Annotated in this window: 24 protein-coding genes; 12 read left to right on the top strand and 12 right to left on the bottom strand. The window is 72.7% G+C overall.

The features are described 5' to 3' along the window. Positions 1-17: 17 nt before the first annotated feature. The 6 genes from ACFYST_RS04520 (at position 18) to ACFYST_RS04495 (ending at position 5,265) form a co-directional block, all read left to right on the top strand. A complete protein-coding gene (locus ACFYST_RS04520; protein ID WP_387859784.1) occupies positions 18-938 on the top strand; it encodes an acyl-CoA thioesterase in 921 nt (306 codons plus the stop codon). Positions 939-1,028: 90 nt separating this feature from the next. Continuing rightward, positions 1,029-1,649, top strand: coding sequence for a TetR/AcrR family transcriptional regulator (locus tag ACFYST_RS04515; protein ID WP_387634411.1), 621 nt, complete (start codon positions 1,029-1,031; stop codon positions 1,647-1,649). A gap of 72 nt (positions 1,650-1,721) precedes the next feature. Then, positions 1,722-3,383: a BCCT family transporter gene (locus ACFYST_RS04510; protein WP_387859783.1), complete on the top strand. Its 1,662-nt coding sequence runs from the start codon at positions 1,722-1,724 to the stop codon at positions 3,381-3,383. A gap of 274 nt (positions 3,384-3,657) precedes the next feature. Beyond that, positions 3,658-4,767, top strand: coding sequence for a hypothetical protein (locus tag ACFYST_RS04505; RefSeq protein WP_387859781.1), 1,110 nt, complete (start codon positions 3,658-3,660; stop codon positions 4,765-4,767). A 32-nt stretch (positions 4,768-4,799) separates the two neighbouring features. Beyond that, entirely contained in the window at positions 4,800-4,976 is a 177-nt protein-coding gene (locus ACFYST_RS04500; protein WP_387634423.1) for a hypothetical protein, read from the top strand. Between the two features lie 76 nt (positions 4,977-5,052). After that, on the top strand, positions 5,053-5,265 hold the full coding sequence (locus ACFYST_RS04495; protein WP_387634427.1) for a cold-shock protein: 213 nt from the start codon (positions 5,053-5,055) through the stop codon (positions 5,263-5,265). On the opposite strand, the gene ACFYST_RS04490 is transcribed toward ACFYST_RS04495, so the two are convergent. Together ACFYST_RS04490 and ACFYST_RS04485 are read right to left on the bottom strand one after the other, a co-directional pair. Continuing rightward, entirely contained in the window at positions 5,255-5,668 is a 414-nt protein-coding gene (locus ACFYST_RS04490) for a hypothetical protein (RefSeq protein ID WP_387859779.1), read from the bottom strand. The genes ACFYST_RS04495 and ACFYST_RS04490 overlap by 11 nt on opposite strands. Before the next feature lie 57 nt (positions 5,669-5,725). Then, the gene (locus tag ACFYST_RS04485) at positions 5,726-7,093 is read right to left on the bottom strand and encodes a DUF2398 family protein (RefSeq protein WP_387859776.1); all 1,368 of its coding nucleotides are present in this window, start codon (positions 7,091-7,093) and stop codon (positions 5,726-5,728) included. An 88-nt stretch (positions 7,094-7,181) separates the two neighbouring features. On the opposite strand from ACFYST_RS04485, the gene ACFYST_RS04480 reads away from it, so the two are divergent. Both ACFYST_RS04480 and ACFYST_RS04475 read left to right on the top strand, forming a co-directional pair. Beyond that, complete coding sequence (locus ACFYST_RS04480; protein ID WP_387634433.1) at positions 7,182-8,057, top strand: sterol desaturase family protein; 876 nt, start codon at positions 7,182-7,184, stop codon at positions 8,055-8,057. Then, a complete protein-coding gene (locus ACFYST_RS04475; protein WP_387634435.1) occupies positions 8,054-8,743 on the top strand; it encodes a lysoplasmalogenase in 690 nt (229 codons plus the stop codon). Before ACFYST_RS04480 ends, ACFYST_RS04475 begins: the two co-directional genes overlap by 4 nt. Before the next feature lie 66 nt (positions 8,744-8,809). Here ACFYST_RS04475 and ACFYST_RS04470 read toward each other — a convergent pair whose 3' ends face one another. The 4 genes from ACFYST_RS04470 to ACFYST_RS04455 form a co-directional block, all read right to left on the bottom strand. Beyond that, positions 8,810-9,427 (bottom strand): hypothetical protein, encoded by a 618-nt coding sequence (locus ACFYST_RS04470; protein ID WP_387859774.1) that lies wholly within the window; start codon positions 9,425-9,427, stop codon positions 8,810-8,812. 153 nt (positions 9,428-9,580) lie between these two features. Then, positions 9,581-11,962, bottom strand: coding sequence for an FtsX-like permease family protein (locus tag ACFYST_RS04465; RefSeq protein ID WP_387859771.1), 2,382 nt, complete (start codon positions 11,960-11,962; stop codon positions 9,581-9,583). Next, positions 11,959-12,645: an ABC transporter ATP-binding protein gene (locus ACFYST_RS04460; protein ID WP_387859769.1), complete on the bottom strand. Its 687-nt coding sequence runs from the start codon at positions 12,643-12,645 to the stop codon at positions 11,959-11,961. The genes ACFYST_RS04465 and ACFYST_RS04460 overlap by 4 nt, the downstream gene beginning before the upstream one ends. Further along, on the bottom strand, positions 12,642-13,169 hold the full coding sequence (locus tag ACFYST_RS04455; protein WP_387634446.1) for a PadR family transcriptional regulator: 528 nt from the start codon (positions 13,167-13,169) through the stop codon (positions 12,642-12,644). The genes ACFYST_RS04460 and ACFYST_RS04455 overlap by 4 nt, the downstream gene beginning before the upstream one ends. A gap of 114 nt (positions 13,170-13,283) precedes the next feature. Between ACFYST_RS04455 and ACFYST_RS04450 the strand changes: the two genes are divergently transcribed. Continuing rightward, the gene (locus ACFYST_RS04450; RefSeq protein ID WP_387859767.1) at positions 13,284-13,790 is read left to right on the top strand and encodes a hypothetical protein; all 507 of its coding nucleotides are present in this window, start codon (positions 13,284-13,286) and stop codon (positions 13,788-13,790) included. 7 nt (positions 13,791-13,797) lie between these two features. Here the strand turns inward: ACFYST_RS04450 and ACFYST_RS04445 are convergent, their stop codons facing one another. The 4 genes from ACFYST_RS04445 to ggt all read right to left on the bottom strand — a co-directional run bounded on the left by ACFYST_RS04445 (position 13,798) and on the right by ggt (position 18,026). Next, entirely contained in the window at positions 13,798-14,601 is an 804-nt protein-coding gene (locus ACFYST_RS04445) for an exodeoxyribonuclease III (protein WP_387634451.1), read from the bottom strand. 105 nt (positions 14,602-14,706) lie between these two features. Further along, positions 14,707-15,162: a hypothetical protein gene (locus ACFYST_RS04440; protein WP_387859765.1), complete on the bottom strand. Its 456-nt coding sequence runs from the start codon at positions 15,160-15,162 to the stop codon at positions 14,707-14,709. A gap of 304 nt (positions 15,163-15,466) precedes the next feature. Continuing rightward, positions 15,467-16,141 carry a hypothetical protein gene (locus tag ACFYST_RS04435; RefSeq protein ID WP_387634456.1) on the bottom strand — a complete coding sequence of 225 codons (675 nt, stop codon included), beginning with the start codon at positions 16,139-16,141 and terminating at the stop codon, positions 15,467-15,469. A gap of 97 nt (positions 16,142-16,238) precedes the next feature. Beyond that, the gene (gene ggt, locus ACFYST_RS04430; RefSeq protein ID WP_387859763.1) at positions 16,239-18,026 is read right to left on the bottom strand and encodes a gamma-glutamyltransferase; all 1,788 of its coding nucleotides are present in this window, start codon (positions 18,024-18,026) and stop codon (positions 16,239-16,241) included. 245 nt (positions 18,027-18,271) lie between these two features. Here ggt and ACFYST_RS04425 point away from each other — a divergent pair, with 245 nt between their 5' ends. Next, on the top strand, positions 18,272-18,919 hold the full coding sequence (locus ACFYST_RS04425; RefSeq protein WP_387859761.1) for a hypothetical protein: 648 nt from the start codon (positions 18,272-18,274) through the stop codon (positions 18,917-18,919). A 70-nt stretch (positions 18,920-18,989) separates the two neighbouring features. Here the strand turns inward: ACFYST_RS04425 and ACFYST_RS04420 are convergent, their stop codons facing one another. Beyond that, positions 18,990-20,051: an ROK family glucokinase gene (locus tag ACFYST_RS04420; protein ID WP_387636799.1), complete on the bottom strand. Its 1,062-nt coding sequence runs from the start codon at positions 20,049-20,051 to the stop codon at positions 18,990-18,992. A 323-nt stretch (positions 20,052-20,374) separates the two neighbouring features. On the opposite strand from ACFYST_RS04420, the gene ACFYST_RS04415 reads away from it, so the two are divergent. Continuing rightward, positions 20,375-21,454: an alpha/beta hydrolase gene (locus tag ACFYST_RS04415; RefSeq protein WP_387859759.1), complete on the top strand. Its 1,080-nt coding sequence runs from the start codon at positions 20,375-20,377 to the stop codon at positions 21,452-21,454. A 54-nt stretch (positions 21,455-21,508) separates the two neighbouring features. Here ACFYST_RS04415 and ACFYST_RS04410 read toward each other — a convergent pair whose 3' ends face one another. Beyond that, on the bottom strand, positions 21,509-22,474 hold the full coding sequence (locus ACFYST_RS04410) for a glycoside hydrolase family 16 protein (RefSeq protein WP_387859758.1): 966 nt from the start codon (positions 22,472-22,474) through the stop codon (positions 21,509-21,511). 339 nt (positions 22,475-22,813) lie between these two features. Here ACFYST_RS04410 and ACFYST_RS04405 point away from each other — a divergent pair, with 339 nt between their 5' ends. After that, positions 22,814-23,245 (top strand): hypothetical protein, encoded by a 432-nt coding sequence (locus tag ACFYST_RS04405; protein WP_387634472.1) that lies wholly within the window; start codon positions 22,814-22,816, stop codon positions 23,243-23,245. The last annotated feature ends 93 nt before the right edge of the window (positions 23,246-23,338 follow it).

Below are 23,338 nucleotides of genomic sequence, written 5' to 3'. Positions count from 1 at the left end.
CTGCAACGTGTTCTAGCATGTGCCGCGTGACCGCTTCCGCCGCTCTGCCGCCAGTTTCCGTACCCAGCCTGCCTTCCTTCGTCGATCTGCTCGGCATCGAGGAGCTCGACGAGAACCTGTTCCGGGGTCACTGTCACGCGGGTGCGCCGCTGCGGGCGTTCGGCGGGCAGGTGGCGGCGCAGGCGCTGACGGCGGCGGGGCGGACGGTGGAGGCGGCGCGGCGGGTGCACAGCCTGCACGGGTACTTCCTGCGGCCGGGCGATCCGCGGCGGCCGATCGTCTACCAGGTGGACCGGGCCCGGGACGGGAATTCGTACGCGACGCGGCGGGTGACGGCGGTGCAGCGCGGCGAGGCGATCTTCACCATGTCCGCGTCGTTCAAGCGGCCGGAGTCCTCGGGCGACCGTCAGCGCACCATGCCGCCGGTGCCGGGGCCGGAGGAGCTGCCGGACCCGTACCCGGCCTGGCGGCACAACGCGCCCGAGGAGTACGAACGGTCCGCGATCTTCCACGCCCTGCAGATGCGCTTCGTCCCGGCGGACGCCCCGGGCCTGCCGCCCGAACTGCCGGGTGTGCCGCAGCAGTTCGTCTGGCTGAGGACGGCTTCCCGGCTCCCTGCGGACGATCCGCTGCTGCAGGTGTGCGCCCTCACCTACCTGTCCGACCTGACGTTGGCGTCCACCACCGCGCTGCACCTCCAGCCGCACCCGGTGCACCGGGTGACGGAGTCGCGGGTGGCGCTGGCCTCGCTGGACCACGCGATGTGGTTCCACCGTCCGTTCCGCGCCGACGAGTGGCTGCTGTTCGCGCAGCGCAGCCCGTCCGCGGCGGACGGGCGGGGGCTGGCGATGGGCGAGTTCTACGACCGGGACGGGGCGCTGGTGGCGTCGGCCGTCCAGGAGACGCTGCTGCGCGAGCTGCGCGCCAAGTCCCGGTAGCCGCACACCGGGGCCCGATGATCAACCGTCACTGAGCGGTGACCTGTCGCGTCATACCGCGGCGCGGGCCCGCCCCCTATCATGGTTCGGGTGACCAAGGTTGACCTGTCACCTCGTCCGGTGGAGGCGATGTCCCCCCGTCAGCTCGAACGCCGCGGCTCCCTCCTGTCCGCCGCCCTGGCTCTGGTGACCGAGATCGGCGTGGAGCGGCTCCAGATGAAACAGGTGTCGGAGCGTTCGGGAGTGGCCCTCGGCACGGCCTACCGGTACTTCTCGTCCAAGGACCATCTGTTGGCCGCCGCGATGGCGGACTGGCATCGGCTGCTGCTCGCCGACCTGGTGGGCGAGGTGGGGGCGGGGCGCAGTGCCTCGCCGACCGAGCGGACGGTGCGGTTCGTGCGGCGGGGGATGCGGGCGTACCAGCGGCAGCCCGAACTGGCCCGGCTGCGGGTGGCGGTGGCGACGTCCACCGATCCGTTCGCCAGTGAGGCGTTGCAGGGGCTGGCGCGGGCGGACCGGGCGGCGCTGGGGGTGGTGCTGCCGGACGTGCCGTCGCCGTCCGGGGATCTGGTGCGGCACATGGTGGGGCACGCCTGGCAGGGCGAGTTGACGGCCTGGGTGACCGGCCGGACCACCCTGGACGACGCCCGGACCCGGCTGGAGGAGATGGTCCGGCTGGTGCTGGCGCCGTACGAACCGCCGCCCGCCTGACGTCCGACCGCCCGTACCGGCTCTCGGCGTGCCGCCCTCAACGGTCGGACGTTTGTGGACATAGTGCCGCGTATGCCCACGCCTTCAGAGCCTTCTCCCGACCGTCAACCCGCGCCCGATGGCCGGTCCGCGCCGCCGGGCACCGACGCCTTCCCGCTGGACGGGGTGGTGTTCGGTGTCGGCGCGGCCGCCGTGCTGGGGGTGGTCGCCTGGGGGGTGTTCGCGCAGGACTCGCTCGGCCGGACGTCGGGGACGGCGCTGTCCTGGGTGCTGCACTCCTTCGGCTGGCTGTTCGTGGTGGCCGCGGACGTGTTCCTGGTGCTGGCGGTGGTGATCGCGGTGAGCCGTTTCGGCCGGATCCCGCTGGGCCGGGACGGCGAGCGGCCGGAGTTCTCGACGCTGGCCTGGGTGGCGATGATGTTCAGCGCCGGCATGGGCATCGGCCTGCTGTTCTACGGCGTCGGCGAGCCGCTCCAGCTGTACGCGCAGCCGCAGCCGGGGTCGGACATCGCGCCGCAGACGCCGGCGGCGGCGCAGCGGGCGCTGGAGTTCTCGCTGTTCCACTGGACGCTGCACCCGTGGGCGATCTACGCGGTGGGCGGCCTGGCGCTGGCGTACACCACGTTCCGCAAGGGGCGGGGCAACCGGATGTCGGAGGCGTTCGTTCCGCTGCTCGGCGAGCGCCGGGCGCACGGCTGGGCGGGCCGGGGGATCGACCTGCTGGCGGTGTTCGCGACGGTGTTCGGTTCGGCGACGAGTCTGGGCCTGGGCGCGATCCAGGTGGCGGGCGGTCTGGGGTACGTGACGGACGTCCGGGCCACCCAGGGGGTGGAGCTGGTCATCATCGCGGCGCTCGGCGGGGCGTTCGTGCTGTCGGCGATGTCGGGCGTGCACCGGGGCGTGAAGTGGCTGTCCACCACCAGCGTGGTGCTGGCGGCGGCGCTGATGGCGTTCGTGTTCCTGGTCGGCCCGACGGTGTTCGTGCTGGACGCGCTGCCGTCGACGGTCGGCGGCTATCTGTCGGACCTGGCGGTGCTGGCCACCCAGACGGGGGCGTTCACCGATGAGGACTGGCTGGGTTCCTGGACGATCTTCTACTGGGCGTGGTGGCTGTCCTGGGCGCCGTTCGTCGGCACGTTCATCGCCCGGATCTCGCGCGGCCGCACGGTGCGCCAGTTCCTGGTCGGGGTGCTGCTGGTGCCGAGCGGGGCGACCACGGTGTGGTTCGTGGTGATGGGCGCCTCGGCGATCCGCTTGCAGTCCACCGGCGCGGCCGACCTGGTGGCGACCATTCCGCGCGGCGCGGACGCCGGGCTGTTCGAGATGCTCAAGGCGCTGCCGCTGGGCTCGGTGACGACCGTGATCGCGGTGCTGCTGGTGATGCTGTACTTCGTCACCTCCGCCGACTCGGCGTCGCTGGTGCTGGGTTCGCTGTCCTCGCACGGCGCCCTGCACCCGCGGACCTGGCTGGTCGTGGTGTGGGGCGCGCTGATGGCGGCGGTCGCGGCGGCGCTGCTGCTGGCGGGCGGGCTGACGGCGCTGCAGAACGCCACGATCCTGGTGGCGTTGCCGTTCGTGGTGGTGATGCTGGCGCTGTGCGTGGCGCTGCTGCGGGAGCTGCGCGCCGACCCGGCTGCCGGGCCCGCGCGGGCGCCCGGCGCGCACGGGCTGCGCGAGGCGGTCGGCACGGCCGTCGGCGACGAATACCCCGAGCGGTCTCGCCCGCAGGAGTGAAACGGCCGCGCCGCCGCGTCCGGCCTGGGCGGCCCGGGCCCCGTGCGGCGTCTGGGCGGGGCGGCAACTCGTCTGCCTTTACCAAGAGTTCGTAATGGTCAAGGCCGCCCCGGGACGGTGGCAGGGTGGGCCGGGTCGGACTCCACGCCGAGCGGCGGCCGGGCGGCCGTCATCCGCCCGCGCCCGCCGGAGCCGGTCCGACAAGCCACGGCCTCCCGCGCCCACTTGCCCTCCCCTCGCGCCCCCTCGTGCCCCGTCCGAAAGCCCCGCCCCCATGCGCCCGTTCTGCACCGCCCTCGACCGCGCCCTGCGCCGCCGTCTCGCCGCCGCCACCCTCGCCGCCTGCCTGCTGGGCGCCCTGCTGCCGGACGTGGCGGGCGCGATCCGGCACTGCCGTCCCGGCGGGGTGACGGTGCCGATGCTGATGCTGCTGGCGGCGATGTTCATCGGCGGGTTCGAGACCCGTGCGGCGGACATCGGCCGGGCGCTGCTGCGGCCGGGGCTGCTGCTGGCCGGGCTGGGGGTGGCACTCGTGCTACGGGCGGTGGTGCTGCTCGGCGCGGAGCGGGCCGCCGCCGGGTGCTGGCCGGACGTCCGGGAGGCACGCTGGCTGGTGGTCGGGCTGGCGCTGACCGCCGCGATGCCGGTCGCCGGCGCCGCCCAGACCTGGGGCGCCAGGGTCGGCGGGGACGCGTCGCTGGGCCTCGGCCTGGTCCTGTCCACCACGCTCCTCAGCCCGCTCACCACCCCGCTCGGCCTGGCCCTCGCCGAGGGCCCGGAGAGCGGCGGCCCGCGCCGCATCCTCGACACGCTCGCCCACTCCGACGCCACCTGCCGGTTCATGGCGCTGTGGGTGGCGCTGCCCTGCCTGGCCGGGCTGCTCGCCCGCCGCCTGACCCGCCGCCCGCTGCGCGGCCGGCTGCGCGCCGCGCTGCTCCCCCGGCTGCGGCTGGCCGGCCTGCTGAACGCGCTCGCCCTCACCTACCTGAACGCGGCGGGCGTGGCCCGGGAGATCGAACTGCGGCCCGAGCCCAGGCTGGTCGCGGTCGCCGCCGGGTGCGGGGCGCTGGTCTGCGCGGGGCCGTTCCTGGCGGGCTGGCTGGCCGTCCACCGCTCCCCCACCGCACCGGCCGCCCGCACCACGCTGACCCTCGCCTCCGGCCTGAACAACACCAGCGCGGCGGCCGCCCTGGCCGGTACCCAGTTCGGCGGCCACCCCGCCGTTCTGCTGCCGATCTTCTTCTACGGCGCGGCCCAGCAGGTGCTGGCCTCGTTCCTTCCCGGCCTGCTGCGTACCCCTACCCTCATGCGTCCGACCTGCGGCGATGCCGTGATGGAGGTTCCGACGCCAAGATCCCGTCGGGATTTCACCCGCGTTTCGTGACCGCGTAACGCCAAGCTGCCAGGCTCCCTGCCATGAACGCCCGCACTGCCGCGTCCGCCTCGGTTCCGCGCTTCCCCCTGCCCAAGCGCCACCGCCGGATGCTCGCCTGCGCCGCCGTCGCGGCCTCCGTCGCCCTGGGTTCCTTCGGCGTCGCCGCCACCGTGGAAACCGTCCGCCAGGGCCACGCCGTGAGCGCCGCGCAGCGCTGACGCTGGGCCGAACGAGTGGTGGACCCCCCCGGCCGCGTCCGATACTGAGGGCGACCGGCCCGAAGGGAGTCCCGCCATGGAGACCGGCACCGTGCGATGGTTCGACATCCACCACGCCTACGGCTACATCACCCCCGACGGAGGCGGCCCCGAGGTCGCCGTCTACTACGACTCCGTCCTGGCCCCCGACGACAACCGCTTCCTCCACCAGGGCCAACGCGTCGAGTACGACACCACCGTCCAGGAATTCCGCCCGGTCGCCGAACGCGTCCGCCCGCTCACGCCCTGACGCTCCGACCCTTACCCGCCCGCCGTGCCTCGGCCCGGCCGACCTGACGCAGCGTCACCGGAAGCCCGACCACGACCGCCGCCTCCAGCGCGGCGAGCGCGAGGAACCAGCCGCTCCGGCCACTCGACAGCGTGATCGCCAGCGCGACCAGCCCACCCGCCGAGGCGCCCAGCGACGGCCGCCAGTCGTCGGTGCGGATGAACGTCCAGCCCAGCCCGGCCATCGAGTACGCCGCCACGCCACTGGCGATGAACTGGGGCAGGTACGGCTCCGGTACTCCGCACTGCCGCCGGCCCCGCGACCATCCCCAGTCGCACCCGCCGTCGACCATTCCGGTCAGACCCCAGCCGATCACCGCCACGACCACCAGCCCGTACAGGGCGCCCCACCCCTTGCTCGTCATGCCGCGAGATCCTAGGGCCCCGAATCCTCCCCTCACACCGCCTGCCGGCCGTGGCCCTCACACCGCCTGCCGGTCGCGGGAGTGGCGGCCGGAGCCGGCGGCGGGCTGGAGTTCGGCGCGGGGGGCGTAGCGGGCGGCGGGGGCGCGGAGCAGCCAGTTGCGGCCGGCGGGGGCGGCGAGGCCCATGCGGTGGAGCAGGTCGAGTGCGTCGCGGCGGAAGGCGGCGAGGTCGGCGAGGTAGCCGGCGTCCCAGCCGGCGCTCATGCCGTAGTCGTCGGTGATGTCGCCGAGGGTGCCGTCGATGAGGGCGTCGGGGATCAGGACGGCGGGCGGGGCGGTTTCGGCGTCGACCGGGCGGAGGTCCTCGACCAGGCGTTCGGCGAGGAGCAGCGCGGCCTGGGCGAGGGTGCCGGTGCCGGGGAGGGCGAGGTCGGTGAGTTCGTCGGCGGGGTCGAACAGGGCGATGCCTTCGGCGCGGATCTCGGCGGTGAGGCCGAGTATGTCGGCGAATCGTTCCGTCTCTGCGGGGCCGGCCTCGCGCAGGTGGGCGCGTTCGGCGGGCGCGAGGTCGTCGAGCAGGACGACGGGGGTTTCGGCGAGCAGCCGCCGGACGGTCAATTCGGGCCCGACGGGCGGCAGTTCGGGTGCGGTGAGCAGGTCGGCGGCGAGTTCGGCGGGCAGTCGCCACTGGTCGAGCAGCGCCCGCACCGCCCCGGAGGGAGCGATCGGCTGCTCGCCGCGGGCGATCGCGGCCAGCGCGTGGACCAACTCGGCGTGCCCGGCGGGGTCGAGGCCGGGCAGGCCGCGGCCCGGCAGGGCGGCCTTGTGCAGGCGGGCGTGGGCGGGGCCGAGGGTGAGCCGGTAGCCGAGCAGGGTGTGGAAGCGTTCGGCGAGTGTTCCGGCGTGACGGCGGATCAGCGGGAGCGCGGCGCCGTGCGGGCCGTCGGCGGTGACCAGCGGGTGGGCGAGCAGCAGCCGGGCGGCGATGCGCAGTTCGGTGGTGGGGCGTTCGGGTTTGCGGTGCCGGCCGCCGCCGGTGGGGCGGGGGTCGGGCAGTGCGGGGGCTTCGCGCCGGATCCGGCGGTAGCCGAGCGGCCGGAACAGCGGCGAGGTGGCGTGGTGGACGCTCGGGCCGTGCCACCAGCTGGTGCCGGGGGCGGGTTCGGCCTGCTGGGGTGCGCCGCCGAGGTGCCGCGCACCGTGGGCGCCGAACGCGGCGGAGGCCAGCAGCTCGGCCCCGGCAGGCGTGGCGGCGGCGAACCGTTCGGCCAACTGCCGGGCGGAATCGGCGAGTTCGGTTCCGTTTCGGGCGGATCCCGGGTACGGCTGCGCCGGGGCCGCAGGCCGTTTCGCCCCGCCCGCGCGTCCGATCCCCGTACCGCCGGTGGCCGCGAGGGCGCCGGCGGCTGCTTCAAGCCGCTCCATGTCGCCCCCAAGCCTAGACGCCGTTCGGAACACTACGCGTCGGTAACTACCTCTTCCGCCGCCCGCCACCGTCCCTTATGGTTCCGGCATGCCTGACCTACCCAATGTCGTGCTCTGGTCGATACCGGCCTTTGTGCTGCTCACCGTTCTGGAGATCGTGTCCTACCGGTTCCACCCGGACGAGGACGAGCAGGGGTACGCCGCGAAGGACACCGCGACCAGCCTGTCGATGGGCCTGGGCTCACTGCTGTTCGACGCCGGGTGGAAGATCCCGATCGTGTGGATCTACTCGTTCCTGTACGAGTTGACGCCGCTTCGGGTGCCGGTGCTGTGGTGGACGGTGCCGCTGATGCTGCTCGCCTACGACTTCTTCTACTACTGGTCGCACCGCGGCCACCACGTGATCCGGGTGCTGTGGGCCTGCCACGTGGTGCACCACTCCAGCAAGCACTACAACCTGTCGACGGCGCTGCGCCAGCCCTGGACGTCCGCCACCACCTGGATCTTCTACCTGCCGATGATCCTGGCGGGCGTGCACCCGGCGGCGGTGGCGTTCTGCGGCTCGGTGAACCTGGTGTACCAGTTCTGGATCCACACCGAGCGGATCGGCAAGCTGCCCCGCCCGATCGAGTACGTCTTCAACACCCCGTCGCACCACCGGGTGCACCACGCCTCGCAGGGCGGCTACCTGGACCGCAACTTCGGCGGCATCCTGATCGTCTTCGACCGCTGGTTCGGCTCCTTCGCGGCGGAGGCCGAGCAGCCGGTGTACGGACTGACCAAGAACATCACGACCTACAATCCGTTGAAGGTCGCTACCCACGAGTACGCGGCGATCGCCCGCGACGTGGCCCGTGCCACCACCTGGGGCGACCGGCTGCGCCACCTGGCGAAGGGCCCGGGCTGGCAGCCCGCGCCGCGTCCCGAGTCCCCCGCCGCCCCACCGGAGAGTGCCCCCGCATGAGCCCCGCCCGCGACCCGCGTACCACGCGGGCCCTGCTGATCGCCTTCGCCGTCGTCTCGGTGGCGCACCTGACGGCGATCGCCGTTCACGTGCCCGTCCTGCGGTACTCCACCAAGCCGCTGCTGATGCCGCTGCTGGCCGCCTGGGTGTGGGCGTCGGCGCGGCCCGGCACGCCGAAGCTGCTGATTCCGGCGCTGCTGTTCGGCGCGGGCGGCGACATCCTGCTGCAGGTCGGCGGCACCGCCGGGTTCCTGGCCGGCATGGGCTCGTTCGCGGCCGGCCACGCCTGCTACGTGACGATGTTCGTGAAGCTCGGCGCGCTCGCCGACCGCCGCCGCACCGCGATCACCGCGGCCTGCTACGCGGTGGCCTGGGCGACGCTGATCACCATGCTGCTGCCCGACCTGGACGCCGGCATGCGGATCCCGATGGCCTGCTACAGCCTGCTGCTGGCCTCCACCGCGGTGATGTCCTCCCGGATCGACTGGCGGGCGGGCGTCGGCGGCGCGCTGTTCCTGCTGTCCGACACGCTGATCGCCACCGACATCGCCGGCTGGAAGCACCTGCCCGCGCACGGCTTCCTGATCATGCTCACCTACCTCGTCGGCCAGTACCTGCTGACCATCGGCACCCTGGAGCGCACCGACGCCGCTCCCGCCCCGAAGACCGTCCCCGCGACGGCCTGAGCAACCCGAGAGGGCGGCTTCCACCTCGCCGGTGGAAGCCGCCCTCTCGCCGTACCCGGGGCCCGCTCAGAGCTCCCGGCCGGTGGCCGTACCGCGCCGGCGCAGCAGCCAGAACCCGGTCACACCGGCGGCCACCAGCCCGGCCCCGGCCACCAGCCGCCCGGCGTCCATGCCGACCGAGCCGCCCACGCCGGTCTCCACCCCGCCGTGCGGGAGCTGCGAACCCTCCCACTCGCCACCGGTGCCGGTCTCGCCGCCGGTGCTGCTGCCGCTCCCGCCAGCCGAGGCGACGGCGATGGCGACCGCGCCGACGAAGCTGTCCCCGTTCGGGCACTTGCCGTCGATGCCCCAGGACGAGTCGTTGGCGGTGGTCCGCTTGGCGGCGGCGCCGGCCATCTCCTGCTCGGAGATGACGGTCGCGGTGCCCGAGTACTTGCCGTCCGGGCCGACGCTGAGCGTGGTCGAGCCGCCGGCGAAGGCCAGCGAGGACGCGGTGACGGACTTCGTCGAACTGCTGGCGCAGCTCACGCTGACCGACACGGACTGCCCTGGCTGCGCCTGCGCCGGGCTGACCCAGGCGGGTTGGCTGCCCTTGGCGGACGCGGGGGCGGGGACGACGGTGGCCAGGCCGAACAGGGCGGTGGTGCCGAGCAGGGCGGCGGCGACGGTGCGCGTCGGGCGCATGCCGTACCTCCAGGGGGGATCGGTGCGGGGGCAGCGGCTGCGTAATCATTCCGCTACTCCTGGTCGCCGACCACGCTAGGCCAGGCCCACCGCGCCCGGCGACACCTCGGGGGCCGTTCGGGTCTGTGCCCGAACGGCCCCTTGGGATCAGCCCTACTCGTTGCGGGCGGTCTCCGGACCGGTGATCCGGCGCAGCAGCGGCATGGTCGCGCCGATGATCGCCAGCGCGGCGGTCAGGCCGCCGATCACCGCCAGGTAGTAGCCGGCGCCGAGCGCGTGCAGCGAGTACTGCAGCTGTGAGCGCAGGAACAGGTCGGCGGCGAGCAGTCCGACGCCGATCGCCACCGCCGCCATCACCAGCAGCGGCACCACCGACTCCATCGCCACCACCCGGCGCAGCGTGCCCAGCGACACGCCGGTCAGGCGCAGCAGGCTGAACGGGCGCTTGCGCTCGCTCAGGCCGCCGGCCACGCTGACCGCCAGGCTGCAGCCGGCGATCGGGAAGGTCGCCAGGATCACCACGTCGGCCAGCTGCTGGTAGCCGCGCAGTTCGGCCCCGGCGAGGTACCGCGCCTCGCTCAGCGTCATCGCCTGCCGGGTCGCCGGGTAGGCGGCGTCCACCATGGTGCGGGTCTGTTCAACGGCGGCGGTCGAGCCGTCGGTCTCCACGACCACGTTCAGCACGCCCGTCCCGGCGAGCTGTTCGGGCGTGAACGGGGCAGTGGGCCACTCGCTGGTGCGCTGGTCGCTCCAGCCGTACCAGGAGGTCGGCACGTAGGCGGTCTGCGCGCCGGGCGCACAGTGGCCGTACATCTTGAACGGGTCCAGGTCGGCGCAGACCACGACCTGCCGGGCGGTGACCGGGCCGTCGGCGGTCTGCACCTCCACGACCTTGTCGGCCGGGTGCCCGAGCAGCACGTTCCGCACGCCGGGGACGGCGTGCAGCCGCTCGATCAGTTCGGGCGGGGCGGGTTTGCCCATCGAGACCGGCTTGTAGTCGCTGCTGTAGCCCTGGCTCAGCTCGTTCACCAGCACGTTGTTGAACTGCGGGCCGCCGGCGGGGCGGCCGCGCTCGTCGGTCATCGTCGAAATGACGCCGAGCGTCGCGGTCATCACCAGCAGCGCCAGCACCAGTCCGCTGACGGCCCGGAACCCGGCGGTCGGGTTGTCGGCCAGCCGGCGCACCGCGATCAGGGTGGCCGGCCGCTGGGTGCGGCGAGCGATGAGGGCGGCGCCCTTCATGGTCAGCCACGGGCCGGACAGCACCAGGCCGATCGCGATCAGCAGGAACGAGGACAGATAGCCCTTGATCTGCCCGGGCACCGTCCCGGGGTGCCAGATCAGGAACCCGACCAGCTCCGCGAGCCCGGCCACCAGCGGGATCACCCGCCAGGCCCGGGGCGGTTTCGGCGTCACCCGGCGGGTCACCCCGAGTGGGGAGATCTGCACCCGGCGCAGCGCGATCCGCGCGGCGACGGCGGCGGCCAGCGGGACGCCCAGGGCGACACCGGCGATCTGCAGCGGCGTCAGCGAGATGTCGGAGGGGAAGAACTTGGCGCCGGTCAGCGCCGTGTTCGCGACCGGTCCGCGGATCGCCAGGAACGGCAGGAAGCCGAGCACCACCCCCGCCGCGGCGGCGACCGCCGCCTCCACCGCCGACACCACGGACACCTGACGGGGGGTCGCCCCGACCAGCCGCATCGCGGCGAAGCGCTGCTCGCGGCGGGCGGCGTTCAGGCGGGTGGAGGTGCCGATCAGGATCAGCACCGGGAAGACCAGCCCACCGCTCACCACCGTGAGGATCAGGTCCACACCGTCGGACTTGATGCCCACCACACAGTCCGCGCAATGGTCGGGCCTGGTGGTGGCGACCTTGTTCACCAGCGCGGCCTCGCTCAGCCCCTTCATCTCCTGCGGGGCCCGGCCGACCACCGCCAGCAGGCTGTCGGGCGCGGGCAGCGCCTCGTCCCCGAGAATCCCGATCCGGTGCCCGGGGAACCGGTCCCCCAGCTGCGCGGGCGGCATCTCGTCGACCATCCGCGCCAGCGCGGGCGACAGGTAGTACTCACCGGGCCCGGGCATCCGCGGCACCCCGGGCGAGAGCGCCGCCCGCGGCCCGGTGAGCGCGACGTCGATCCGCCCGATCTCCTTGCCCTGCACGGTGTCCCGCCGGGTCGACCACCACATCGGATCAACACCCGAGCTGCTCGCCTGCCCGTTGGCCCCTGCCGCCGCACCGGCGGTTCCCGAACCCGCCCCCGTCGCACCGCCGGAGGCATTCGCCGTCCCGCCCCCGCCGTCGCCGGAACTCCCCGCAACCTCCCGATTCGCGGGGAGCTGCTTGACGAACGGCGTGTTGAGCCAGGCGTTGCGCGCGTTCTGGGAGTGCACGCCGTTGATCGCGGCGAGCGTGGTGAACAGCAGGCCCACGCCGATGGCGACGGCGCCCGCGGTGATGGCGAGGCGGACGAGCGCTTCGCGGCCGCCGCTGACGGCCAGTCGTAGTCCGAGCCGTACCATGTCGAACCGGATCATGAGGTCAGCCGTCCGCTCAGCGAGGTGGCACGGCCGTCGCGGACGATCGCCTCGCGGTCGGCGTAGGCGGCGATCCGGGCCTCGTGGGTGACCAGGACGACGGTGGTGCCCTGTTCGCGGGCGCAGCCGACCAACAGGTCCATCACCTGTTCGCCGGTCAGGGAGTCGAGCGCGCCGGTGGGTTCGTCGGCGAACAGGACGCGCGGTTCGGCGACCAGTCCGCGGGCGAGGGCGACACGCTGGGCCTGACCGCCGGACAGTTCGCCGGAGCGGCGGGCCTCCAGGCCGTCCAGGCCGAGCTTCGGGAACCAGCTGCGGGCCCGCTGGAGGGCGGCGTTGCGGCGCTGCCCGCCGAGCAGCAGCGGCAGGGCGACGTTCTCCTCGGCGGTCAACTCCGGTACCAGCTGGCCGAATTGGAAGACGAATCCGAAGCTGTCGCGGCGCAGGGCGCTGCGTTCCTGTTCGCCGAGGTTGTCGATCCGGCGGCCGTCGAACCGGATCTCGCCGCTGTCGGGGGTGAGGATGCCGGCCAGGCAGTGCAGCAGGGTGGATTTGCCGGAGCCGCTGGGGCCCATGATGGCGAGGATCTCTCCTGCCTCGACGGCGAGTTCGGCGCCGCGCAGGGCGGGGGTCTCGCCGAAGGCGAGGGTGACGTCGTGGGCGTGGATCAGGGGGTCGGTCATTGCTTGGCCACCTCTGCGGCAAGGGCGTCGAGTCGGGCGGCGGTCAGGTCGATCCAGCGCAGGTCGGACTCCAGGTGGAACAGTCCGTGGTCGGCGAGGAGTGCGTCGACCAGGCTGCCGGAGCGCTTGATCTCGGTGAGTTCGCGCATCCGCCGCAGGTGGGCGGCGCGCTGGGTGTCGAGGTAGTGCTCGGCGTCGCGGCCGAGCATCAGGGCGAGCACGACCTTGCTGAACAGCACGGTCTGCAGGTGGGGTTCGGCGGCGACGGGCTCGCGCAGCCAGTCCTCGAACTCGGTGGCGCCGGTCTCGGTGATGACGTAGCGCTTGCGGTCGGGCCCGTCGCCGGCCTCGGGCTCCCCGACGACGACCTTCCCGTCCCGGGCGAGCCGTCCGAGGGTCGCGTACACCTGGCCGAAGGGGAGCGGTTTGCCGCGCCCGAAGAAGGCGTCGTAGTCGCGTTTGAGGTCGTAGCCGTGGCTGGGCTCGCGTTCGAGCAGCCCGAGCAGGGTGAGTGGAACGCTCATGATCGAAAGAGTACGCCGGAGGTGTACTCCACGTCTATACACTCAGAGAATACTGACGCAGGAATCTCCACCCACTAGCCTTGACCTGGGGTTTCACGAACAGGGGACGAAGCGGTGGAGTTCACGAAGATGCGGCCCGATGGGGCGTCAGCCAGCACGCCGCTCGGCGAACTGACGCTGCACCGGACGCCTTCGAGGCTGTACAGCGACCAGACCGAGCGCTGGCGGGTGGAACTCGACGGCCGCCCGCTGGCCGAGCTGCCCGGGTTCGGGCAGCCCGGCTTCCACGTCGCCAAACTGGCGCGCCGCGGCGTCGCCGGCACCTTCGACGGCGCCGAACTGCACATCCGCGCCCGCGGCCGCCACCTGCTGCGCTCCGGCCGCTTCGTGGAGTTCCGCACCGGCGACCGGACCCTGCGCTTCGTCCGCCGGGGGGTGATCCGCGCCGAACTCCTGGAAGACGGCCGGACGGTGGCCCGCTCCGACGGCCGGGCGCCGGCGGAGCCCGACCGGCTGCACGTGCTCGCCGTCGCCCTGTACACCTGGGCAGAACTGGACTACGTCAACGCCAATCCGCTGCTGGGCAGCGTCATCCTGTCGGCCGTCACCTCGTTCTTCTGACCGGCGCTCAGAGGTCCAGGTCGACGACCACCGGCGCGTGGTCCGACGTCCCCTTGCCCTTGCGGGCCTCGCGGTCGACGTAGCTGTCCGAAACCGCGTCCGCGAACGGCTTGTTGGCGTAGGTGAGGTCGATCCGCATGCCGCGGTTCTTCGGGAAGGCCAGCTGGCGGTAGTCCCAGTAGGTGTAGGGGTGGTCGTACTTGAGCGGGCGGGGGACGACGTCCTGGAGGCCGATCTCCTGGAGGGCCGTCAGCGCGGCGCGCTCGGGGGCGGTGACGTGGGTGGCGCCCTCGAAGGCGGCGATGTCGAAGACGTCCGCGTCGGTGGGGGCGATGTTGTAGTCGCCGAGAACGGCGAACGGGCGCTCCCCCGCCGCGTCCTCGCGGACGGCGTCGCGCAGCGCGGCCAGCCACTCCAGCTTGTAGCGGTAGTGCGCGTGGTCGACCTCGCGGCCGTTGGGCACGTACACCGACCAGACCCGGACGGGGCCGCAGGTCGCACCGACGGCGCGCGGCTCGACCACCGGGAGCATGGCGTCCTCGGCGAGGTAGCCGGGCTGGCCGGGCAGGTCACGGACGACGTCCTCCAGGCCGATCCGGGACAGCACGGCGACGCCGTTCCACCGGCCGGTGCCGTGCGCGGCGCTCTCGTAACCGAGCTCGCCGATCGCCTCGGCGGGGAACGCCTCGGTGGTGCACTTGAGCTCCTGGAGGCACAGCACGTCCGGCTTGGCGGACTCCAGCCACTCCAGCAGCTTGGGCAGCCGGGCGGTGACGGAGTTGATGTTCCAGGTGGCGATGCGGACGGTCACGGCGGCCTTCCCTCGGCGGTACGGACGGACAGCGCACCCGACGACAGGCCGGGCACCCCGTCCGAACATACCGCCCGCCACCGACAGCGCCCGGCCGGACAGGCCCTACTGCCAGGGCAGTCCGGGGGTGGGCAGCATCGTGAGGTGGGAGTGGAACCGGACCAGGGCCGTCTTCTTGTCGGGGGCAGCGGGGGTCAGGTAGTTCATGAAGACGACGACGTCGCCATGGGGGGCGACCAGTTCGACGAGCGCCTTGCCGTGGTCGTCGATGTTGACGACGGCGCCGGTGGACAGGTCGCCGGGGTCGGTGAAGACGGTGTCGGGGTAGGTACTCTTCAGGCCTTCGGCCAGGCGGCTCGCCATGCCTTCGGCGCCCGCGTCATCGGAGAAGCGCATCAGCACGGTGAAGGACTGGGTCCCGTCGGGGGCGGTCCAGGCGTGGCGCATCGCCACCACGAAGCCGCGCTGGGTGAACTGGCTCTTCACCTCGGCCTTCGCATCCGGCGCCGCCGAACCGAAAATGGTGTCCACCGTGCCGTCCAGGTCAAGGACCGCGGACACGAGGAGGTGGGACCCCTCCGGCCCGGCCGGGCGATAGTGCATCAACTTCTCGCCGGCCTCGGCAGCCGAGATGGTCCCGGACGGCGAAGCGACGGGCGCCGAACTGACGGGCGTCGGGGATGCCGCAGGCGTGCTGCTGGTGCAGGCCGCCAGGGCCGTGACGAGCAGCGGGGCGGCCAGGAGGTGGACGAAGCGTCTCGGGGTAATAACCGAACGATCATGGCGGGCAGGGAAGTTCGCGTCCATCGGATTGCCCGGATCGGCCGGCCGACCCGACACCCCGTCAGATCGGCCGGGGCCGGACCTACCAGGGCGTTCCGGGGGTGGGCAGCAGCTTGAACTGGTTGTGGAGCAGGATTGCGGCGGCTTTCCTGTCCGGGGTGGCAGGGGTGAAGTAGCTCACAAGGACAACGGCGTCGCCATGGGGGGCGACCTCGAGGACGGATGCCTTGTCCCGGCCGTCGAGGTCGCTTACGACGGCGCCGGTGGCCAGGTCGACGGGGTCGGTGAAGACGGTGTCGGGGTAGGTCGTCTTCATTCCCTGGGCCAGACTCCCTGCCAGGCTCTCGGCGCCCGCATCGGCGGAGAAGCGCAGCACCAGGATGTCGGCCGCGGTCCCGTCGGGGGCGGTCCAGGATTGGTGGAGTGCCGCGAGGAAGCCGTCCTGGGTGAGCCGGTTCTTCGTCGTGGCCTTCGTGTCCGGCTCCGCCCCCGGGCCGAGGATGGCGGTCGCCGTGCGGTCCAGATCGAGGATTCCGTTGGAGGGCGGGTACGTGGAACCCTCCGGCCCGCCCAGGCGGTTGAGTTGCCGCAACTTCTCGCGGGCCTCGGCGACGGAGACGGTCTCCGACGGGGAGGCGGAGGACACGGAGCCGGCGGGCGCCGGGGATGGCGCAGGCGTGCTGCTGGTGCAGGCCGCCAGGGCCGCGACGAGCAGCGGGGCGGTCAGGATGTGGACGAAGCGCCTCGGGGTGATCACCGAACGATCGTGGCGTACAAGGAAGTTCGCGTCCATCGGATTGCCCGGATCGGCCGGCCGACCCGACACCCCGTCAGATCGGCCGGCCGTCGCGGAGCTAACGCGAGGGGTGCACCACGGCGGCCGAGCCGCCGCCACGGCGGACGGGTTCGGCGGCGGCCAGCCAGCGGCCGTCGGGGAGGCGCTCGATGCCGGTGGCGGCGCCGATCTCGGGGGTGGCGCTGAAGACGTGGCCCATGGCCTGGAGTTTCGCTGCCTCGGGCGAGGCGAGGAAGGCCGGTTCGGCCTGGGTGGCGGCGGTGTTGCGCTGGCTGGCCCGGGGTGCGGCGATGGCCTGTTCCAGCGTCAGGCCGCGGTCGATCCGCCCGGTGAGGACCTGCAGCACGGTGGTGATGATGGTGGCGCCGCCGGGCGAGCCGACCGCCAGGTACGGCTTGCCGTCCTTGAGCACGATGGTCGGGGAGATCGAGGAGCGCGGGCGCTTGGCGGGGCCGGGCAGGTTGGGGTCGGGAATGCCGGGCGTGAGCGGGGTGAAGTTGAAGTCGGTCAGTTCGTTGTTGAGCAGGAAGCCCCGGCCGGGCACGGCGATGCCGCTGCCGCCGGTCTGTTCGATGGTCAGCGTGTAGGCGACGACGTTGCCCCACCGGTCGGCGACGGTCAGGTGGGTGGTGCTCTGGCCCTCGTACGGTTCGGCGACCGGCTGTCCGCTGCTCGCGCAGGCCGCGGGGTGGTACGGGTCGCCGGGGGCGAGCGGGCTGGTGAGCGCGTGCTGGGGGTTGATCAGGCAGGCCCGGGAGGCGGCGTAGGCCGGATCGAGCAGCTGGCGGGTCGGCACCTGGACGAAGTTCGGGTCGCCGACCCAGCGGTTGCGGTCGGCGAACGCGATCCGGCTGGCCTCCAGGAAGCGGTGGTCGTACTGGACGGGGTCCGCGAGGCTGCTCGCTCCGAGGATGTTCAGCGCCTCACCGACGGTGGTCCCGCCGGAGGAGGACGGCGCGATGCCGTACACGTCCAGGCCCCGGTAGTTGACGTGCGTCGGGTCCTGCTGACGGACCTGGTAGGCCGCCAGGTCGGCGGTGTCGACCTTGCCGGGGCGGGCGTTGCGGCCGGAGGCGGGGTCGACGGGCGGGTGCTGGAGGGTGCGGACGATGTCGGCGCCGATCGGGCCGCGGTACAGGGCGGCGGTGCCGCCGCGTCCCAACTCCCGGTAGGTCGCGGCGAGATCGTGGTTGCGCAGGGTGGAGCCGACGACGGGCAGCTTCCCGTTCGGCAGGAACAGCGCGCGGCTGGCCGGGAAGTCCTGGAACCGGGCCTGGTTGAGGGCGGTCTGGTCCTGGAAGGTCTGGTCGACGGTAAACCCACGATCGGCGATCCGCTCGGCCGGTTTCAGCACCTCGGCGAGATCCCGGCTGCCCCAGCGGCGCAGCGCCTGCTCCCAGGTGGCGGCGGTGCCGGGCACGCCGACGGACAGGCCGCTGGTGACGGCGTCGGCGAAGGCCAGCGGCTTCCCGTTCTCCAGGAACAGCGAACTGTCGGCCGTCCGGGACGCGGTCTCCCGCCCGTCCAGCGTGGAGACCTTCCCGGTCCGAGCGTCGTAGTACACGAAGTACCCGCCGCCGCCGATGCCCGCCGAGTACGGCTCGGTCACCCCGAGCGCGGCCGCGGTGGCCACGGCGGCATCCACCGCGTTCCCCCCGCGCCGCAGCACCTCCAGCCCGGCGGCGGTGGCGTCGGCGTCCACACTGGTGACCGCCCCGCCCCAGCCCACCGCCTCGGGTTGCTTCCCGGTGACGGCGGCGGACGGGTCGGCCTGGGCGGGCGCGGCGGTGCAGAGCAGTCCGGTGACGAGTGCGAGTGCGGGGACGAGACGGGCGAGGGTTCTCATACGATCTCCCTGGGACGGCGACGGTCTCCCGTTCTCCCACACCCAGCACGCCCCCGACAACGGCACGTTCGGCCAACTGCCGCACACCACAAGCCCGCTGTCGCCACCTCAGCGCCACCGGGTCGTAGCCCGCGCCGGCGCCCGGCAGCGGCCGGCAGAGCCCTTCGCGCTGGAACCGGCGATCACTGCCCGGGCGTCCCACTTCCCGGGCTGTCGCCGTCCACCGCTGGGAGGGGTTTCGGGTCGTGGGAATCGTGATATGGGCCGTCGTCGGGGTGTTGTTCGCGCTGCTACCGCTCGTCCACTGGCTGCTGCGCGCCCGTCCCACGCCGCTCCGGGTACCCGTCGCCGCCGCGTTAACGCTCTGGCTGGCGCTGGTACTCGCGGTGGCGTTCGACCTGCTGCGTCTGCGGAGCGGGGCCGAGCTCTACCTGCTCTACACGCCGCTCGCCGAACTGGCCGTCCTGATCGGCCTGCGGCTGGACCGGCGGATCGCCGGCCCGCGCACCGGGCGTCCGGCCGGCTGGCCCCGCGCGGTGGGCATCGCCTTCTACCTCCAGCTGGCCCTCGTCCTCACCACGACCCCGCTGGCGGCGCTGCTGGCCTTCCACGAGGCGACGCTCCCGCCCGCGAGGGCCGTGCCGGAGCCGCCGCCCGGCTACACCGTCCTCGACACCGGCGAAGGCTGCGGCAACGGCCACGGCGCCCTCTGCTGGCGCACGCTCCACTTGTCGGGCCCACCCGGCGTGCCGACCGCGGAGGCCGCCGACCGGCTCCGGCCCCGGCAGCCGTGCGAGCCGAACGGCTACCTGCTCGACCGCCGTGACCTCTGCACCGAGGTGAGCATCGAAGGCAGCACGATCGTCTACGCCGTCCTCCTCAGCAACGAGTGACCCGGCCCGGCGGGGGCAGGCAGGGCCGGGCCACCCCCAGCCCCTCACGCCCCACCGGGCCGGCCCCGCGTCAGCGGGTGGCGCGTTCCACCCGGCGGCGCTTGACGGTGCGGAAGCGGCGGGCGACCTGGCGGGCCAGGTCGGCGGCGCCGACCAGGCCGGCCTCGTTGCCGAGGGCGGCGTGGACGATTTCCGCCTCGGGGCGGAAGCCGCGGCCGGTGAGGGTGCGGCGGAAGGCGTCCTGGGCGGGGCCGAGGAGGAGGTCGCCGGCTTCGCTGACGCCGCCGCCGATGACGAAGCGGCCGGGGTCGAGCGCGGCGGCCAGATTGGCGATGCCGACGCCGAGCCAGCGGCCGACCTCGTAGAGCAGTTCGGTGGCGACCGGGTCGCCTTCGCGTGCGGCCTCGGTGACGAGCGGTCCGGTGATGCCGAGCGGGCTGCCGCCGGCCCGGGCGAGCAGGGGCTGGACCACCGGGGATTCCTCGGCGGCGAGTTCGCGGGCCTCGCGGACCAGCGCGTTGCCGGAGGAGTACTGCTCCCAGCAGCCGCGGTTGCCGCAGGGGCAGCGGTGTCCGCCGGGCACCACCTGCATGTGGCCGAACTCGCCGGCCATGCCGTGCTTGCCCCGGTCGACGAAGCCGTCGCGGACCTGTGCGCCGCCGATGCCGGTGCCGAGGGTGATCATCACCATGTGGTCCTCGCCGCGGCCGGCGCCGAAGCGCCACTCGGCCCAGGCGGCGGCGTTGGCGTCGTTCTCGACCACCACGGGGAACCGCAGCCGGGAGCTGAGCGCCTGCTGGAGGGGTTCGTTGCGCCAGTTCAGGTGGGGGGCGAACAGCACGGTGGAGCGTTCGGAGTCGACCCAGCCGGCCGCGCCGACGCCGACGGCGTGCACGTCGTGCTTGTCGGCGAGCTGCAGGACCAGGTCGACGATGACGTCCTCGACCACCTTGGGGCTCTTGCTCTTGTCGGGCGTCTCGGTGCGCAGCCGCTCCAGGACCCGGCCCTCGCCGTCGACCACTCCGGCGACCACCTTGGTGCCGCCGATGTCCACGCCGATGGTGGGCAGCCGCAGCACTCCGGCGGGCAGGGTGCGGCGGCGGCGTTCGGCGCGCGGGCCGAGGCCCAGCAGGCTGGGCAGGGCGGGGCGGGCGGGGCCGTTGGCACTGGTCACGGAATGAATGCTCCTGGTTTCGGTAAAACGTGCGGGCTGGTGCTGGAGGGGTCGGAACGAGCTGGCAGACTAGGCCGCGAACGCACAGCGGATTCTCACGAAAACGTGATGTTCCTCTCAGGTTTCTGCGGGTGTTGCCAGCAACTGATCGTGTGTTTGACGCAGTCTGACAAGTGTGATGTGCGAACCGGGGGACCGTGCCCCGGACGGCCGGACGACCCGATTCGAGAGACCTGATGCAGCTAACAGGCACCCCTTTTCTTATTCTGACGATCATCCTGGTGCCGATCTCCCTTGCGGCGGCCCTGCTGCTCTGGGGCCGGGTGCGCGGACCGAAGCCGGTCCAGGCGCTGTCCCGGATCGTGATGCTGCTGTTCTGCCAGATCACCGCCGTACTCACCGTCTTCGTCATGGTCAACAACGCCAACCTGATCTACGGCAGTTGGGACGACCTGCTGGGCACCGGCAGCCACGTGCGCTCGGTGCCGAACGTGGCTGCCAGTGAGGGCGGCGGCAGCGGGAGCAGCGACAACAAGCAACACACCAAGGTGATCCAGCAGTTCAAGCCGGTCGGTGACCCGAAGGTGCCGAACGACGTGCAGACCACGGACCTGAAGGGCGCGGTCTCCGGCGTCGACGGCGAGGTGCTGGTCTGGCTGCCGCCGCAGTACAACGACCCGGCGTACAAGGACAAGACCTTCCCCGTGGTCGAGCTGCTGCCGGGCTGGCCGGGCTCCTCGAAGACCTGGTTCGGCACCCTGCGGGTCTCCGAGCAGCTGAAGCCGATGATGCAGAGCGGGCAGGTCGCCCCGTTCATCCTGATCTCGCCGCGCACCAACCTGCTGGGCGACAGCACCGACACCGGCTGCGCGGACGTCCCGGGCAAGGTCAACGCCGACACCTGGCTGTCCAAGGACGTCCCGCAGATGGTGCTGGACAACTTCCGGGCCGACCCCTCCTCCGACCGCTGGGCGGTGGCCGGTTACTCGGCGGGCGCGCACTGCGCGACCAAGCTGTCGCTGGAGCACCCGGACCGCTACCGCGCGGGCATCAGCCTCTCCGGCTACAACGACCCGGGCGCGGAGGACAAGTCGCTGACCGCGAAGGACCCGCACCTGAAGGAGATCTCCAACCCGCTGAACATCCTGAAGTCCGCGAAGACCCCGCCGAAGACCGCGCTGTACGTCACCGGCAACAAGGGCGACGGCCTGGAGGGCGGCGAGGCGCTGAAGGCGGCCGCCAAGGCCCCGACCACGGTGACCATCCAGGAGACCACGGGCGCGCACAGCAGCGACGTCTGGAAGCCGCTGGTCCCGGGCATCTTCACCTGGCTGACCACGATCATCCCCGCGCAGCACTGACCCACCGCACACCGAAGGGCCCGGCCGGCGGCCGGGCCCTTCGTATGCCCAACGTCAGTTCTTCGGCAGGGTGTTGACGTACTGGGTGCCGGCGCCGTAGAAGCCGTCCACGGTCTGCTCGACGTCCGCCGCGGAGAGCGCCTGGTCGGCCTTGTAGTAGAACCAGTTGACCTTCATGTCCCAGCTGCGCTGGCCGCTGATCGAGGGCAGCAGGTCGATGAACCAGTTGCTGAAGTGGATGTCCATCTTCTCGCGCGCGACGTACTTGTCGGAGCTGGTGAACATCTCCTTGCCGTCCAGAAAGTAGGTGACCTTCCCGTCCATGGCGGTGATCATCATGGTGTGCCAGCCCTCGAGGCGCTGCTTGGCGGCCTTGGTGACGCGGTCCGGCGGGTCGGCCTTGAACCAGCTGGTGGTGTCGAGCTTCGGGCCGGGCGCGCCCCAGCCGCCGTTCGGCAGGTACTCGAAGTCGAGTTCGCTGTAGTTCGCCGAGTCGTCGGCGGGTGAGATCGGGAAGAAGGTCTGCACGACGTGGTCGCCGGTGCGGCCGGTGGAGGGCTTCTCACCGAAGTTGATCCGGGCCGCGAAGGTGCCGTGGAACAGGTTGGTGGCGGTGCTCTGCACCTCGACCTGCTTGGTGCCTTGCTTGGTGCCGTCGGTGGTCGAGCGCAGTTGCAGCGCCCGGCCGCCCTTGGCGGTCGGGTCCTCGGGGAAGGCGGCGCCGGAGGCGGACCAGGTGTCCTTGATGCCGGGGCCGCCGCCGCCGTCCCGGACCTGCCAGCCGTGCGCGGCCAACTGCGGGTCGTCGGGCCCGGTGTAGTGGAAGGTGTCGAACATCGTTCCCGGCGGCCCGGACGGCGTCGGCGAGGCGCTGGCGGACCGGCCCTTCGCGGCGGAATCCCCACCGGCGGCCGGGTCGCCGTTGCACGCGGCGAGCGTGCACAGCAGGGTCGGCAGCGCGATCACGCTCCACGCGCGACGGCGGGGCAGGCGGCTGGACTTGCGTACACGGGCTCGCACACGGGCTCCTTGGGGCGCAGCGGCGGTAGTTGGGACACGCCCCTCTGCGCGGGAAATCGACGACCGGTCGGAGGCGGTCATCCTAACGGGGGCTCACAGGCCGCTCCGCCGCCGGGACGGCCCGCATCCGCCGAGGTCGAACGGTCTGTGCACGGGTTAAACATGTACGCGCCGGTAGGGGTCTCGATCCGGTCACAACCATGATCGGGAACGTGTTGAAAGTGGACATCAGGCCCAATTCGTCGCAGGTCGACCCAGGTCGGTGCACTAGCGTTCGAGTCACGCTCCCGCGGTCTTCGCCCTCCCTGCCCTGAAAGGCCTCGCACGGTGCGCCCTGTCATGACGTCCTCCGAGCCCGGATCGGCGTACCCGGCACCGCCCGGCGCCCCGGGCCCGGATGTCGACGAGCCGCTGCCCGAAGAGGCGCTGCCCGAACCGGTGTTCGTCGACGAGTCGGGCCTGCGCGGGCGATTGCTGCGCGGTCTCGGCTGGCCGGTCTCGGTGGTGGGCGCGGTGCTGGCGGTCGCGATGGGCGGCAGTCTGATCGGCGTGCAGGCGGACGCCCCGCCGATGGAGATCCCCGCGCAGCCCGCGCCGGCGGCCGCGGCGCCCTCGGCGTCACCGTCGGCCGGCCCGTCGCCCTCGGCCTCGGCGCCGGCGTCCGGAGCACCCTCCCGCTCCACCTCGCCGCCCAAGGCGGGGAACTCGGCCGGCACCTCGAAGCCCCCCGCCGGGGGGACGCCTTCGGGCCGGGCGACCAAGCACCCCTGATCGTTCGCACCACCGCACCTCCAGGAGCGCCCTTTGTCCCGCCACCAGCGCCGCCGGCATTCCCTGCTGAGGCCGCGCCGACTGGCCGCGCCG

The sequence above is a fragment of the Kitasatospora sp. NPDC004614 genome (assembly GCF_042873675.1).
Classification (GTDB): Bacteria; Actinomycetota; Actinomycetes; order Streptomycetales; family Streptomycetaceae; genus Kitasatospora.
Note: the sequence above shows the minus strand (reverse complement) of the source record. Positions and strands in the feature narration are given on the sequence as shown.

Coding starts and splice junctions, on each gene's coding strand:
- ACFYST_RS04520 (WP_387859784.1), top strand. CDS start 18: ATGTGCCGCGTGACCGCTTCCGCCGCTCTGCCGCCAGTTTCCGTACCC.
- ACFYST_RS04510 (WP_387859783.1), top strand. CDS start 1,722: ATGCCCACGCCTTCAGAGCCTTCTCCCGACCGTCAACCCGCGCCCGAT.
- ACFYST_RS04505 (WP_387859781.1), top strand. CDS start 3,658: ATGCGCCCGTTCTGCACCGCCCTCGACCGCGCCCTGCGCCGCCGTCTC.
- ACFYST_RS04500 (WP_387634423.1), top strand. CDS start 4,800: ATGAACGCCCGCACTGCCGCGTCCGCCTCGGTTCCGCGCTTCCCCCTG.
- ACFYST_RS04495 (WP_387634427.1), top strand. CDS start 5,053: ATGGAGACCGGCACCGTGCGATGGTTCGACATCCACCACGCCTACGGC.
- ACFYST_RS04490 (WP_387859779.1), bottom strand. CDS start 5,668: ATGACGAGCAAGGGGTGGGGCGCCCTGTACGGGCTGGTGGTCGTGGCG.
- ACFYST_RS04485 (WP_387859776.1), bottom strand. CDS start 7,093: ATGGAGCGGCTTGAAGCAGCCGCCGGCGCCCTCGCGGCCACCGGCGGT.
- ACFYST_RS04480 (WP_387634433.1), top strand. CDS start 7,182: ATGCCTGACCTACCCAATGTCGTGCTCTGGTCGATACCGGCCTTTGTG.
- ACFYST_RS04475 (WP_387634435.1), top strand. CDS start 8,054: ATGAGCCCCGCCCGCGACCCGCGTACCACGCGGGCCCTGCTGATCGCC.
- ACFYST_RS04470 (WP_387859774.1), bottom strand. CDS start 9,427: ATGCGCCCGACGCGCACCGTCGCCGCCGCCCTGCTCGGCACCACCGCC.
- ACFYST_RS04465 (WP_387859771.1), bottom strand. CDS start 11,962: ATGATCCGGTTCGACATGGTACGGCTCGGACTACGACTGGCCGTCAGC.
- ACFYST_RS04460 (WP_387859769.1), bottom strand. CDS start 12,645: ATGACCGACCCCCTGATCCACGCCCACGACGTCACCCTCGCCTTCGGC.
- ACFYST_RS04455 (WP_387634446.1), bottom strand. CDS start 13,169: ATGAGCGTTCCACTCACCCTGCTCGGGCTGCTCGAACGCGAGCCCAGC.
- ggt (WP_387859763.1), bottom strand. CDS start 18,026: ATGAGAACCCTCGCCCGTCTCGTCCCCGCACTCGCACTCGTCACCGGA.
- ACFYST_RS04405 (WP_387634472.1), top strand. CDS start 22,814: ATGACGTCCTCCGAGCCCGGATCGGCGTACCCGGCACCGCCCGGCGCC.